At 36.4% G+C, this 14,346-nt stretch carries 10 protein-coding genes and 1 riboswitch; of the genes, 6 read left to right on the top strand and 4 right to left on the bottom strand.

Going from position 1 to position 14,346, the window contains the following annotated elements; genetic code table 11:
- Positions 1-77: 77 nt before the first annotated feature.
- The 4 genes from D0S48_RS09820 to D0S48_RS21190 form a co-directional block, all read right to left on the bottom strand.
- On the bottom strand, positions 78-1,184 hold the full coding sequence (locus tag D0S48_RS09820) for a 5-methyltetrahydropteroyltriglutamate--homocysteine S-methyltransferase (RefSeq protein ID WP_144539987.1): 1,107 nt from the start codon (positions 1,182-1,184) through the stop codon (positions 78-80).
- Positions 1,181-2,365: a cystathionine beta-lyase gene (metC, locus tag D0S48_RS09815; protein ID WP_370455758.1), complete on the bottom strand. Its 1,185-nt coding sequence runs from the start codon at positions 2,363-2,365 to the stop codon at positions 1,181-1,183. The genes D0S48_RS09820 and metC overlap by 4 nt, the downstream gene beginning before the upstream one ends.
- Positions 2,366-2,373: 8 nt before the next feature.
- Positions 2,374-3,492, bottom strand: coding sequence for a methionine biosynthesis PLP-dependent protein (locus D0S48_RS09810; protein WP_144539983.1), 1,119 nt, complete (start codon positions 3,490-3,492; stop codon positions 2,374-2,376).
- 167 nt (positions 3,493-3,659) lie between these two features.
- Positions 3,660-3,764, bottom strand: a riboswitch (SAM riboswitch).
- Positions 3,765-3,833: 69 nt separating this feature from the next.
- Positions 3,834-5,576, bottom strand: a complete 1,743-nt coding sequence (locus tag D0S48_RS21190) for an ABC transporter ATP-binding protein (protein ID WP_144539981.1) — start codon at positions 5,574-5,576, stop codon at positions 3,834-3,836.
- A 245-nt stretch (positions 5,577-5,821) separates the two neighbouring features.
- Between D0S48_RS21190 and D0S48_RS09800 the strand changes: the two genes are divergently transcribed.
- The 6 genes from D0S48_RS09800 (at position 5,822) to D0S48_RS09775 (ending at position 14,314) form a co-directional block, all read left to right on the top strand.
- Positions 5,822-7,246, top strand: a complete 1,425-nt coding sequence (locus tag D0S48_RS09800) for an ABC transporter permease subunit (RefSeq protein ID WP_144539980.1) — start codon at positions 5,822-5,824, stop codon at positions 7,244-7,246.
- A gap of 15 nt (positions 7,247-7,261) precedes the next feature.
- A complete protein-coding gene (locus D0S48_RS09795; RefSeq protein WP_225321728.1) occupies positions 7,262-8,752 on the top strand; it encodes an ABC transporter permease in 1,491 nt (496 codons plus the stop codon).
- Between the two features lie 27 nt (positions 8,753-8,779).
- The gene (locus D0S48_RS09790; RefSeq protein WP_144539978.1) at positions 8,780-10,594 is read left to right on the top strand and encodes an ABC transporter substrate-binding protein; all 1,815 of its coding nucleotides are present in this window, start codon (positions 8,780-8,782) and stop codon (positions 10,592-10,594) included.
- A 170-nt stretch (positions 10,595-10,764) separates the two neighbouring features.
- Complete coding sequence (locus tag D0S48_RS09785; protein ID WP_144539976.1) at positions 10,765-11,241, top strand: hypothetical protein; 477 nt, start codon at positions 10,765-10,767, stop codon at positions 11,239-11,241.
- A 164-nt stretch (positions 11,242-11,405) separates the two neighbouring features.
- The gene (locus tag D0S48_RS20610; protein WP_191963905.1) at positions 11,406-12,419 is read left to right on the top strand and encodes a hypothetical protein; all 1,014 of its coding nucleotides are present in this window, start codon (positions 11,406-11,408) and stop codon (positions 12,417-12,419) included.
- Between the two features lie 65 nt (positions 12,420-12,484).
- Complete coding sequence (locus tag D0S48_RS09775; protein ID WP_151111463.1) at positions 12,485-14,314, top strand: hypothetical protein; 1,830 nt, start codon at positions 12,485-12,487, stop codon at positions 14,312-14,314.
- Positions 14,315-14,346 lie beyond the last annotated feature (32 nt).

The raw sequence follows: 14,346 nt of genomic DNA, 5'->3' as shown, positions 1-14,346 counted from the left end.
ATTTTAGTTAAAAGAGGTTAGCCGGACTTTAGTCCAACTAACCTCGCTTAATTTTTTGGTTATCCACATGTGGATACTTATTTCCAAACATCCTGTGCTATTTTCACCACATGGCGAATTTTCGCCCATTGTTCATCTTCTGTTAATAAGTTGCCTTCCTCGGTAGAGGAGAACCCACATTGAGGGCTCAAGCAAAGCTGTTCAATTGGTACGTATTTGGATGCCTCTTCTATTCTAGCTTTAACTAAATCCTCTTCCTCGAGTTCGCCGTGCTTAGAGGTGATCAGCCCTAACACGATGTAAAGGTCTTTTCTGTTAACATGACGCAATGGCTCAAAGTCACCTGAACGATCATCATCAAATTCTAAAAATAATCCATCCACATCTAATCCACCGAATATAGTTTCTGATACTAATTCATAGCTGCCGCTCGTAATATACGTGGAGCGGAAATTTCCTCGACAAATATGCATTGTCACTAGCATATCGGCAGGTCTTTTTGAAACAGACTCATTAATAGCTCGTGCAGAAAAGGACAAGGCTTGCTCTAATGACAATCCTTTGTCTTTCAAAGAAGCAATTCCTTCCTCGGAAAAGGAGGTTGCCCAGGAAGTATCATCGATTTGTAGATAACGACAGCCTTCATCGTATAATGCTTGGATAAAACCTTGATAAGCTGTGATCAAGTCGGCGAATATTTCCTCATCGTTGTTATACACACCTTCCTCAAATGCTGCTCTATAATAAAGCATATTCGGGCTTGGGATAGTGAATTTTACTACAGCATCACCTGCAACTTCTTTTAAGAACTTGAAATGCTCTATCATATAGTGAGTGCTAAAGCCAATTTTTCCTGTTACTTTAATGCCATGAGCTTTTGTTTGGACTCCCTTAAAAGACAAGCCTTTATCGGGTTCATAAAACTCTACACCATCTAGTCCTCCTAAGAAATCGAAATGCCACCATTTACGACGGAATTCGCCGTCTGTAATGGAAAGTAGCCCAGCTTCTTTCTGTTTTTCAACCAGTTTAATAATTTCTTCATTTTCAATTTGAGTTAGCAACTCTAAAGTTATCTCTTTCTCTTCAAATTGAGCTCGCGCTTTTTTTAAGCGTTCTGGTCTTAAGAAACTTCCTACATGATCTGCTTTGAAGGGTGCTTTTACTAGTAATTGATTGGTCATATTAAACTCCTACTTTCTTTATAATGTGTAGTAACTATTTCCAATGATTGTTCAAAGTCTGCTAACAGGTCATCCACATGTTCAAGCCCAACCGAAAAGCGAAGCAGTCCATCAGTAATTCCACGCTTTTCTCGTTCCTCCTTAGGCATTGCTGCATGGGACATAGTAGCGGGGTGGGAGAGAATAGATTCTACTCCACCCAAACTTACTGCAAAAACAGGTATTCTTAGATTTTCAACAAATATTTTTGTAGCTGCCTTGCCTGGCAAACGAAAGGAAAATATAGCACCAGAGCTGGCCGCCTGTTTTTTATGAATTTCATGTCCTGGATGAGATGATAATCCAGGATAGAAAACTTCCTCCACTAATGGGTGATTTGCTAGATAATTGACCAAACTAATAGCCGTCTCCGTAGATTTTTCGAAGCGCACACTTGTTGTTTTAATGCCCTGTATGAGTGTATAGGAATCTTGAGCACCCAGTATGGCTCCAAAGGAATTTTGAAGAAAACCTAACTTGCTACCAAGCAACTCATCCTTTGTAACTGCAAGGCCGGCAATGATATCACTATGTCCAGACAAGAACTTAGTTGCACTATGCAAAACAACGTCTACACCTAATTCGAGCGGCCTTTGGTAGAGTGGTGTCATGAAGGTATTGTCTAAAAAGGTTAGACAATTATTGGCTTTAGCTATGTCTACAATACCGGCAATATCAGTTATACCTACTCTCGGATTTGAGGGAGTTTCTATATATATTAGTTTGGTATTGGACTGAATTGCCTGCTCAACAGCATCTAAATTAGAAAGGTTAACAAAAGAATGCTCTATACCAAAGCGAGGTAAAACCTCTGTCACAAAGCGAAAGGTGCCACCATAAACGTCCTCCGTCATGATTATATGGTCTCCGGCAGATAACAGCATTAAAGAGGTTGATATCGCTGCCAGACCAGAAGCGAAAGCAAATCCTCGCGTACCACCCTCTAGCTCTGCTATGGTTTTTTCTAATGCTTCTCTGGTTGGATTACCAGACCGACTATAATCAAATGGGCCGAAGCTATCTAAACTTTCTTGATGAAAGGTAGAAGATAAATAGATTGGAACATTTACAGCACCGGTTCTTCTTTCATAATTACCTCGAGTTGAAGCAGTAATTAAACTAGTTTCAAGTTGTTGATGAATAGACTCCATTAAACAATAACCTCCTTCTCTAAAGCTACAAATACTTGCTTTAAGTCATTGATTAAATCTTCCGCTTCCTCAATACCAACAGAAAACCTTAATAAACTATTATCTACTCCCCGAGCAATTCGTTCAGATTCTGGTATATCTGCGTGTGTTTGAGTGGCAGGGTAAGTAATGAAGCTTTCCACACCACCAAGACTTTCAGCAAATATGATTAACTTTAGCTTTTCTAAAAAAGGACCTACCAGTTCGCTTCTTTGAAGGCGGAAGGAGAGCATGCCACCCTTGCCTGCATAGAGAACATCTTTTATTAAATGCTGTTGCTCTAAAAATTTTACTAACTTCTTTGCGTTTGCTTCATGCTGTTTCATTCTTAGATGGAGAGTTTTTAACCCACGTATCAACAGCCATGAATCAAATGGTGAAAGGACTGCACCTGCTGCGTTATGGTTAGCCTGTAATTTCTCGCCCAATTTAACGCCTTTTGATACAACCAACCCAGCCAGTACATCATTGTGACCTCCGATATATTTAGTAGCACTATGTATGACAATGTCTGCGCCAAGTTCTATTGGCCTTTGTAAAAAAGGAGTTAGGAAGGTATTATCCACAATTAAAAGTAACTCATGCTTCTTAGCTAACTCCGCGTATAGCTGAATATCAATCTCTTGCATTAACGGATTAGTAGGTGTTTCAAGAAAGATTGCCTTCGTATTTTTGGTAATAAGAGATTCCACCTCTACGTAAGAGGTAAATTTACTATAAATAGTCCTAATATTATAGGAGTCAGAATATTGATTGAAAAGGCGATAAGTACCTCCATATAAGTCCTCTGGGGCAATCAATTCATTACCTGAACGGAAAAGGGAAAGGACCAATTGAATGGCTGCCATTCCCGAACTACAGGCAAATCCTGTATCGCCTTGCTCTAGCTTGGCTATTCCCTCCTCTAAAATAGCTCGTGTAGGGTTTTTAGTTCGAGTATAGTCATAGCCGGTAGATTGGCCAAGACCATGATGTTTATAGGCTGTGGATAAATAGATAGGAGGATTAACTGCTCCAGTTTTTGGATCACAATGATTACCTAATTGAACTAATTGTGTATTAATGTGAGTTTTGGACATTGTTATTCACCTCTTATTATTAATAGGTTCAACATTTCTAAAATAAATCACAAAGTAGACTCTAAGATAAAAAAATTCAGGATAAATATAGAATAGAAGCATTTTGCCAAATAAAAAGAGGGCTCTCTTCATAAGAAGAGAACCCCCAATATAGATTGAAGTCATTCTTCTTATCTTCAAGACAAAAATGTCTATTGGATTTAGCACCACACCTATAATGGCTGGTTGCTGAGACATCATAGGGCCAATCCCTCCGTCTCTCTTGATAAGAAATAAAAATATATAATTTTCAAAATTTAGCGATAAGTAAGTTTATCATGGGGTGAATATAAATTCAAGAGTTATTTCAAATTTGGAATTGCTACCCAGTGACCGGAGGAAACTTCCACAAGCTTAGATTGCTTCAATTGATATCTATCCTCAACATTTGATTCCTCCAAAAGCTTCCTTTTTTTCTTAGCTTCTACCTTAGGATCAGGAATAGGGATTGCTGCTAATAGGGATTTTGTATAAGGATGTTGTGGGTTAGAATAAAGCTCTTCACTTTCCGCAAGCTCCACAATTTTACCAGCATACATCACCGCTACCCGATCACTAATATGCTTAACCATAGATAGATCATGTGCGATGAAAAGGTAAGTTAGACCTAGTCTATGCTGTAAATCCTCTAGTAGTTCTACAATTTGTGCCTGTATAGAAACGTCTAAAGCTGATAGTGGTTCATCACAGACGATAAAGTCAGGCTCTACTGCCAGTGCTCGGGCAATGCCGATTCGTTGTCGTTGTCCACCTGAAAACTCATGTGGATAACGCATGGCATGGGAGGAATCCAACCCTACCATTTTTAGTAACTCTTCTACACGTTGTTTTCTTTCCTCTGCATTTTTGCTCAAACGATGAATATCTAATGCCTGGCCGATAATATCTAACACCTTTAAACGAGGATTTAAGGAAGAATACGGATCCTGAAAGATAATCTGCATATGTCGTCGCATCGTTTTTAATTCACTTTTACTCAAACGGTTGATGGCCATTCCCTGATAAAGCACATCTCCATCCGTAGGCTCATGTAACCGAAGAATGGACCGACCGGTAGTTGATTTTCCTGAGCCAGATTCTCCTACAAGTCCAAGGGTTTCTCCAGGTTTGATGAAGAAGCTGATATCATCAACGGCCTTCAGCACAGTCCCTTTGCCTAATTGGAAATGCTGCTTTAAAGATTTGACCTCTAATAACGGCTTGCCATTTTCTAAACCAATGGAACGAAGCGGTGGTCTCTTGGGTTTCTTCCTTTCATCTAAACGAGGAAGTGCATTTAATAATTTTTTTGTATAGTCATGCTGAGGATTTTCAAATATCTTTTCAGTTGTCCCGGTTTCTACAATTTCGCCATTTTTCATAACTGCCACTCGATCGCACATACCTGCAACTACACCCAAATCATGAGTGATTAAAATAATGGAGGTGCCAAATCTTTGCTGCATATCCTTCATTAAATTCAAAATCTGAGCCTGAATGGTAACGTCTAGTGCAGTTGTCGGTTCATCTGCTATTAATAGCGTTGGCTTGCAGGCAAGTGCAATAGCGATCATAACTCTTTGGCGCATACCACCTGAAAATTCGTGAGGATACTGGTTGTAGCGCTCTTCGCTATTCTTAATGCCTACTAGCTTCAAGATTTCAACTGCTTGGTTCTTTGCCTCTTTTTTAGAAAGCTGCTGGTGCTTGATAAGACTTTCTGCAATCTGTGGGCCAATTCGAATGGTAGGGTTTAAAGATGTCATGGGATCCTGGAAAATCATACTGATATCTCTTCCTCTAATACTCTCCATTTCCTTTTCAGTTTTTGTCTCAAGAGATTCTCCTAAAAATTCAATGGAGCCATTTTTCATGAAGGAGGGGGGAGAAGGCAGCAGGCGCATGATGGAGCGGGCAGTGACACTTTTTCCACTACCTGATTCTCCTACAATGCCAAGTGTTTCTCCTTTTCTTACTTCAAAGCTTACGCCTCGAACAGCCTCAAATTCATTGTCGTTTGTTAAAAAAGAAATCTGTAAATCTTTTACTTTTAAAATAGTTTCCATGAAAACCACCTATCTGATTAAAATCTTCAATTTATTATTTATGATTCATGCTCTTTCAGTAGAGAGCGTATATTTTAAGTAATATGAGCGGTTTCTACAAAAAAGAAGATTAAACACGCACAATTATGGCGCATTTAACCCTACGCTTAATAGAACCAAATTATTTGCGTTGACTTAATAGTAGTTCGAATCTATACTATACTATACCACTCGGATTTATACAATATAGGGAGGGGGTATTTGGTATGGGAAGAAAATCTTCTTCCAACGCACTAAGTTTGACCTATGGAAGACTACAACATCATTCTTTCTTTAGAATCTTATTATTTTTACTTGGCTTGCCAGTTCATATAATAACCTTTCTACTTTTTTACCTAAAAAAGCAGAAGGATCCTAGTTCTTCCTTAAATAGCGATCTAAAGTCTTCACTTGTGGCAAGGGGGATAAAAGAGGAACTATACGAGGAGTTTAAGGAGCAGTATGAACGAAAGCATGCCTTTTTTAATGAAAAAATTAATGAAGAAAAAATGACAGTAGAAATAAATAAACTCGTGGAAGATAGAGTAGAAAAGCTTGTATCCAATGAAATGAATGAAATACATGAGTTAAATGGTACAAAGCCACTCACTTATACAACATATTTTTTAGGTTTATTAGAGAATACTGCATTTCTAATTGTTTCGTTTATTCCTGGCTTACTGATGTATATTTTATTGGGTCTTTATAGTAATGCGTTTAGTAAATTTATTTTTGAAAGATTGATCATGAGTATCTTTGTTATAACAGGCGTTTCGGTTTTGGTGTTCACCATTTTATATTTATCGCCTTTTGATCCAGCTGCTAACCTTTTAGGAGAAAGTGCCACTAAGGAACAGATGGCTGCGTTCAATCAAATGCATGGGTTAGACCTGCCTTATCTCAATCAGCTATGGAATACAATAAAAGGAATTGCAACCTTTGATCTAGGAGCATCCTTTACAGGTAATGAGGATGTTGCAACAAGTATTGCCAATAAGTTCCCAGTTACATTAATGATTGCAATCTTCTCTTTATTAATGGCAGTAGTAATAGCAATTCCTGTAGGAATTATATCTGCAACTAGACAAAACTCCTTCTTAGATTATGCCTTTATGTTCATTGCTTTAATTGGATTGTCCATACCAAACTTTTGGCAAGGACTTATATTCATCTTGAACTTCTCTATTAAGCTACAATGGCTTCCTGCAACTTATAGTCCGCAAAACTGGTTATCAATTATTATGCCAGTGATTGTGCTTGGTACAGGACTTACTGCTTCAGTAGCTAGGATGACTCGTTCCTCCGTATTAGAAATTATAAATGAGGATTATATTATCACTGCAAAAGCAAAAGGCTTAAACCAACGCCAAGTGCTTTGGAAACACGCCATTGGAAATGCAATGATTCCGATTGTCACTGTTATCGGCTTACTGTTTGGTGGAATGCTTGGAGGAGCGGCTGTAACAGAGAAGGTATTCAATATTAGCGGGATTGGTAGCTATATTGTCGATAAACAATTTATCCCCGATATACCGGCTATTATGGGTGGAGTAATCTATATTGCAATAACCATTTCCTTGGTTAATGTGCTCATCGATATTTTATATGCGTTTTTTGATCCGCGTATAAAATCTAAGATGAAGCAATTGTAAGAAGTAGGTGTAAAAGTGGTAACTAAAAAACAACATGCATTAAAGCTGTCACGAGAATATACACAGGCGAACTTTGCAGGAGTACTTTCTCTTCTAGTAACTATATTTTTATTATTTAATAGTTTTGATTTTGAGATGGGCACGATTAAGCCGATTGCTTGTAGTATTTTTGCTGTGTATGCCTTTTTTACAGCACTTCAATTTTTTATTATCTGGAGAATGAAGCGAGAGCTTTTGAATCTAGGACATTTAAAATCATCTACAAGAAGGCTTGGCTATGTCCAAATAATTGCGATATTAACTGCTAATATCTTTGTATCCTCGTTTGGTTTTAACTTGATAAAAGAAAAGAAAACACCGGAATATACATTTAGCATTTGGATGATTTTCACCCAGCTGTTTATCCTAGTTATTTCTGCATTTAATCTTTTTAAACCATATGTGTCAGACACTTTTTTAACCTCAATAGGTATTTTAATCGTTATTTTAGTTCTTCAAGTATTTACTTTGATAGCTGTTGCCAAGTATGTCAGAGATGAAGGGGCACCAGGGTGGATGCAAGGCCTAGCCATTGTATTAATCATTACGTCTCTAACGGGTAATGTTTTTAACTTTGTGCTTGGTATTAGTTTAATCATTAAAACCCGAAGTAACAGTCTTTCACGCATAGTGAAGTGGAACACGATGTGGGATAAAATCACTCGTAATTCTACTGCTATATTAGGAATGTTTTTTATCATTCTTATGTTCGCTTTGTCTGTAACTAGCAGGTTTACGTTTGACTATGATTTTGCAGTAGAGAACAACTATGAGGCATTGCTCCAGCCGCCAAGCTTTGAGTATCCATTTGGTACAGATAATTACGGAAGAGATTTATTTTCTCGAATTATTTTCGGGGCAAGAATATCCCTAATAGTGGGCTTTGCTTCGACCCTAATTCCATTCGTGGTTGGAGGAGCATTAGGAGCGTTGGCAGGCTATTATAGCAAGCGTACAGATAACATCATTATGCGTTTGCTAGATATCTTGTACGCAATACCAGGAATATTACTAGCCATCGCTATTATTGCAGCATTTGGAGCAAATACTACGAATCTTATACTAGCTTTAAGTGTTGGTTCGATTCCGACTTATGCCCGAACAATGCGAGCTAATGTAATGATGGTATCGAACTACGAATATGTAGACTCGGCTCGAGCTTTAGGAGCTTCCAATCTATCAATCATCTTTAAGCAAATTGTTCCCAATTCACTTGCACCTATGATCGTCAAAGCTACACTGACGATAGGCACAGCAGTAATTGCAACAAGCAGCTTGAGCTTTTTAGGTCTTGGAGTAGAACCCCATATACCAGAATGGGGCAATATTTTAAAGATAGGCAGTACTTATTTAGAGTCCAATTCCTATTTGGCGATTATACCGGGTTTAGCAATTATAGGACTCGTGTTATCTTTCAACTTTTTAGGTGACGGACTTAGAGATGCATTCGATCCGAGAATGGATTAAAGCAAGCTCAACAAGGAGGAAAAAAATATGAAGAACACAAAAGGATTATTAGCTTTATTGTTTACTCTAGTTTTAGTATTGGCGGGCTGTGTTAATACTAAATCAGATGTTGATAAAGCAACTGACAAATCCGATTCCAAAACAGAGCAAGGTGACGTTGTAATTGAATTATTAGGCATGAGTTCTAGTGAAGCGGATATGAACATTGTACGCGACCAATTAATTAAAAACGGCTTTGAAGTAAAACTAAACATACAACCTGATTACGGTAGTTTTACAGCTCAAAAAGATGCTGGAAACTATGATTTGGCATTATCAAGCTGGACGACAGTTACGGGTAACCCAGATTATGCAGTACGTGCATTATTTAAATCAGATGGCGATAACAGTATTATGTCTGATAAGAAAATTGATGAATTAATTGAAAGAGCAAGTACAGAAACACCGGAAGAATACACAAAAACGTATAAAGAATTTGAAGAACTTCTAGTTTTAGAAAAGGCTTATATTGCACCTTTATATAACTCTTTCAAAGCGCAAGGAGTAAACAAAGAAGTGTTGAATGAAGAGACAGTAAGACTAGCTAAATCTCGTGCAATAGCATGGGAGACAATTGACTTTACAGACACTTCTAAAAGAAACTCTGAACCATTGGTTATGCAACAAGGTATTGCATCCTTAACTTCTTTAGATCCTATCAAAGGCAATGACGGTTCTATCAATACATTGAATACAAATATGTATGTCCGTTTAGTTAACTTAACAGATGATGATAAAGTAGTTTCTGATGGATCTCTATCATTGAATCATGCGATAGCAGATGGCAACAAAGATTATTATTTCTTACTAAGAGATGATATTAACTTCGCTGCTGTAACAGATAAAAAAGCAGTAGACACTGGTGAACGCGTGGGTGCAGAGGATGTTGTATTCTCATTAAACCGTGCAAAAGACAGCAAATCAGTTCCAGATCACCGCACATACAGCTTACATGAAAGCATGGAAAATATAGAAATCGTTACAGATCTTTCAGAACTTGATGTGAAGCAATCCGGAAGCGAGACTTCTGTAAAAGAAGCTTTAGAAAACGGTGTGGATTCTGGCATTAACGAATTAGTGTCAAATAAAACAGAAGCTGATGCAACTGCTGGAAAATACCAAGTAGTAAAAATTACTACTACGAATCCATTCCCGCAAGTTTTAAACTACCTGGCTCACCAATCAGCAGGTATTGTTTCTCAGAAACAAGTAGAAAGCATTAACACGTATGAAGTAGATTCATTTGATGTAAAAACAGATATTCCTTATGGGGATCAGAATACTGTAACGGAAGGCTCTTCTTATAACAATACTTTATATGCAAGTGGTCCTTATATTCTGACTTACAAAAATGATTACGAAGCAGTATTCATGAAAAACCCAGCCTATATGCCAGGTACAGAAAATGAGGCGAAAATTACAAATGTGACCGTACGCTTTATCGCGGATGCTGACAGTGCATTATCAGCTCTTCGCAATGGCGAAATTCATATATTTAATGGAGTACCAGAAACTAAATACGATTTAGTTGAGAACGACAGCAAGCTATCCCTTCAAAAAAATGATAGTAATGCAGTAAGTTACTTGTTATTTAATACGAAGGATCGTGAAGTTGCGAAAAGTGAATCCTTACGTAAAGCAGTTTTATATTCCATTAACCAAGAGGAAATATTGAATTACTACCAAGGCAACAAGAAAAAAGCCGTGTCCACTGTAAGTCCTCTTGTGGAAACAGGAAACGAATTAAAAGCTGATACAGATAAAGTCAAAGAGTACTTAAATGAATTTAAACAAGGTAAGTAAAAGTTAAAAATACGTTAAAAGCTCAGCAAAGAGAGGAACCCCTCCTTGCTGAGCTTTTTTATGTCGAATTTTATGAGAGACATTAAATATAAAAGTGGGCGTATGTCTATTACAAGACATTCAGCTTATACATATGAATATTAAGATAAATAAAAAGGAGGCTAGAAGAATTGGATATTAAAATGTTACACTCCCTTGTTGATAACATCATAAAAATAGACAGAGGTGGTCCAGAATCCAGGGAAGGAAGGCTAATTGCGGTAGGAGGAGACTACATCGCGTTGTTAACTGAAAACGAAGGTGTTGTATATTATAGAACTCATCACATAAAAAGTTTAACTTCAAATACAAAAAACGATTCGCAATTTGATTTTCAAGTTCCTGAAGATTTTAGATTTATTCAAGCAGAGGATTTTAAGGGAGTTTTAGAAAGCTTAAAATACCATTGGGTACAAATTAATCGTGGAGGACCAGAAAAGCTAGAAGGCATTGTCGATCAAGTAAACGATAATTTTGTAACCATTATAGCGAAAGAAGAAGTTATCAGAATTTCTATGTTCCATATTAGAAACGTTAGTTACGAAGTAAAAGATCGTAAAAACAAGGACTCTAATGAAAAAAAAACTGAGGATAATACAAAGTCCTAAGTAAATATATAAAAATTTATTCGTCGTTTCTGATTTCTAGAATCGGCGAATTTTAAAAATTAAACTAATTAGCTTGGCCTATCAAGGATAGTTAGGCTTATGTCTGTTACTTAATAATCCTAAGATACATATAGATACTAGGATAATAAAAAGGGGGGAATTTTATGGAGAAAGAAATGCTGCTTTCTTTAGTAAATAGGATTATTAAGGTGGATAGAGGTGGGCCAGAATCGCGCGTAGGTAGGCTGCTTGCAGTAGGAAAGGATTATCTTACATTGCACACTAAAGAGGATGGAATCATTTACTATAATAGACATCACGTGAAGAGTTTGACACATAACGCTAAAAAATCTGTGGATTTAGAAGTGGAAACAGAGGAATTAGATTTTATACAAGCGAGAGATTTTCAAGATATTTTAGAGTGTCTGAGATATAAATGGGTCAAAGTTAATCGCGGTGGACCAGAATCATTAGAAGGTGTATTGGAAGGCGTTAATAATGAATTTGTAACTATAATTTCAAACGAAGAAGTAATTCGGGTTTCCTTGTTCCATATGCGTAACATTAGCCAAATTTCTACATGTGGAAAATCCAAAGATGATAAAAAAGAAAAGTCCAAAGAAAAAGATAAAGATGAACATAGTAAAGATAAAAAAAATAGTAGCGACAAAGGAAATAAAGAAAGTAAAGAAAAGAAAGAAAATAATGAAGACAAAGCCAATACCGTAAATGAACAGAGTCACAATGATAAAGCAAACAAAGAAGATAAATCAAATAAAGAAGACAAAGAAAAACACGAAGATAAAGCAAACAAAGAAGACAAAGAAAAACACGAAGGTAAAGCAAACAAAGAAGACAAAGAAAAACACGAAGGTAAAGCAAATAAAGAAGACAAAGAAAAACACGAAAGTAAAGCAAGCAAAGAAGACAAAGAAAAACACGAAGGTAAAGCAAACAAAGAAGACAAAGAAAAACACGAAGGTAAAGCAAACAAAGAAGACAAAGAAAAACACGAAGGTAAAGCAAACAAAGAAGACAAAGAAAAACGCGAAGAAAAAGCAAACAAGGAAGAGAAAGCAAAACACGAAGATAAGCACCAAAAAGGTGAAAAGCCTAAGCACGAAGTGGAAATAAATGAAGCAAATATCAATCATGAAGTAAAAAATGAAAATGAATAGATGACCATGCGTTCGTCGTTTCTGTAATTCAGAGTCGACGAATGTTTTAAAAGGAGGCGCTACCAATGCAGTCTAAAAAAATTGAAGAAGCTTTAAGCGCCCTAAAACGTAACAAAGTTGGTTTGTTTCTTAAGGGCGATCAATTTATTGAGGGAATCTTGTTGAATGTCAAAAACGATTACCTGATCTGTGAAATAACTAATAACGTCTACTATATCTCCCTACATCATATTCTTGCTTTTTCAAAAAATGCTAAGGATAATTTTATTTCCTCTGAAGCGGTACCCTATCTTAACAGTAACTATTTCACGAATACATTAATAGGAATGAAATACAACTGGGTTAAGATTAATAGTTTCAGTAATCAGCAACTAATAGGAGTCTTAAGCAAAATCTATAAAGATTATATCGTATTAGTAAATGATGAAAATCTAATTTATGTGCCACACTCGAGCATATCAAGTGTCTTTAGCAAGATTACTGAAAAACAGATTAGTTTATTTAATAGTAAGGAACATCTTTATGTTGAGCAATCATATATACCTCTTGTTAATAATAGTAGGGCACAGGAAGTGATTAAGATTGATAAACATAATAATAAGCGGGATACAGAAAAACAAAATCTGCAAGAGGGAACATCTGTGAGGCCTATTTTAGGGATAGGCAATTTGGAAGAGAACTTAGAAGAAGCTGTGAACAATACGTTGATGGAACAACTAACAAAAATTGAAATTCTAAATAGTACCGACCAAGAGGAAGGTCCGACTGATTTTGTTCTGGAAGAGAACTTAGAAGAAGTTGTGGACAATACGTTGACGGAACAACTAACAGAAATTGAGATTCTAAATAGTACCGACCAAGAGGAAGGTCCGACTGATTTTGTTCTGGAAGAGAACTTAGAAGAAGCTGTGAACAATACGTTGATGGAACAGCTAACAGAAATTGAGATTCTAAATAGTATCCACCAAGAGGAAGGTCTGACTGATTTTGTTTTGGAAGAGAACTTAGAAGAAACTGTGACGCTAACGGAACAACTAACAAAAATTGAAATTTTGGAGAGAGCCGACCAAGAGGAAGATCCAAATGACTTTAATATAGAAGAAAAACAAGAAGAAGCAACTGATATTGCAAATATAGATCATAAAATTGTAAAAGAAAATACAGTTAGAGCTAATGAAGAGGAAGATTCATTTGTTTATAAAAAAGTTAGGATGCCAAAGTTCAATGACTCGTTACAGCCTAATAGACAAGGTGTACAGCCTATAAGAGAACGATTTTTACGCGCAGCAAATCCCGATAATATTATAAACGAAAGTAAAACTCTTAATAGCGTAGAGCCTATAATGGAAACTAATTTAGAAGAAAATATAACCTCCAAAAAATCCCTGCCTTTTAGATTTATAAAAGCTGAGTCCCAAACTATACATTCCCCAGAAACTGCTGAAGAAAATGATGTATTAATACCAGAAGTAAAAGAAAACGAAAGAGAACAGGACCTGAACGACTTTAATAACTTATTTTATTTTAGGCGTAAAAGGAAAAAAAAAATAAAATTAAAAATGAAAAAAATTAATTTCACCAATGAAAATCTTGAGCACGAAATAATAACTGTACCTGAAACCTCAATTATAAAGTTAAACCCAAAAGAAGAAAGAGCAATTTTAGAAAAACAGTATTATTCTTTAATGAATCATGCAACCAATATGTATGAGCGTCTTCAAAATATAGAATCTGATGCTTTTGAAAAGTATGGGCAAGAAGAAAGCAACCAAAAAGTAATCTACGGAAAACAAACGGAAGACTTCATGTTGGAAAGACAGTATTATGCTTTAATGGAATTTTCGAAAAAGAGATACCAGCAAATAATCGAAGAAAGACTAGGAAATAGAGCCTGACAGGCAACGACAGGAATAAGTAGCGTTTAATA

This window comes from Psychrobacillus sp. AK 1817, assembly GCF_008807035.1.
Lineage (GTDB): Bacteria > Bacillota > Bacilli > Bacillales_A > Planococcaceae > Psychrobacillus > Psychrobacillus faecigallinarum.
This window is presented reverse-complemented; position numbering and strand designations above follow the sequence as displayed.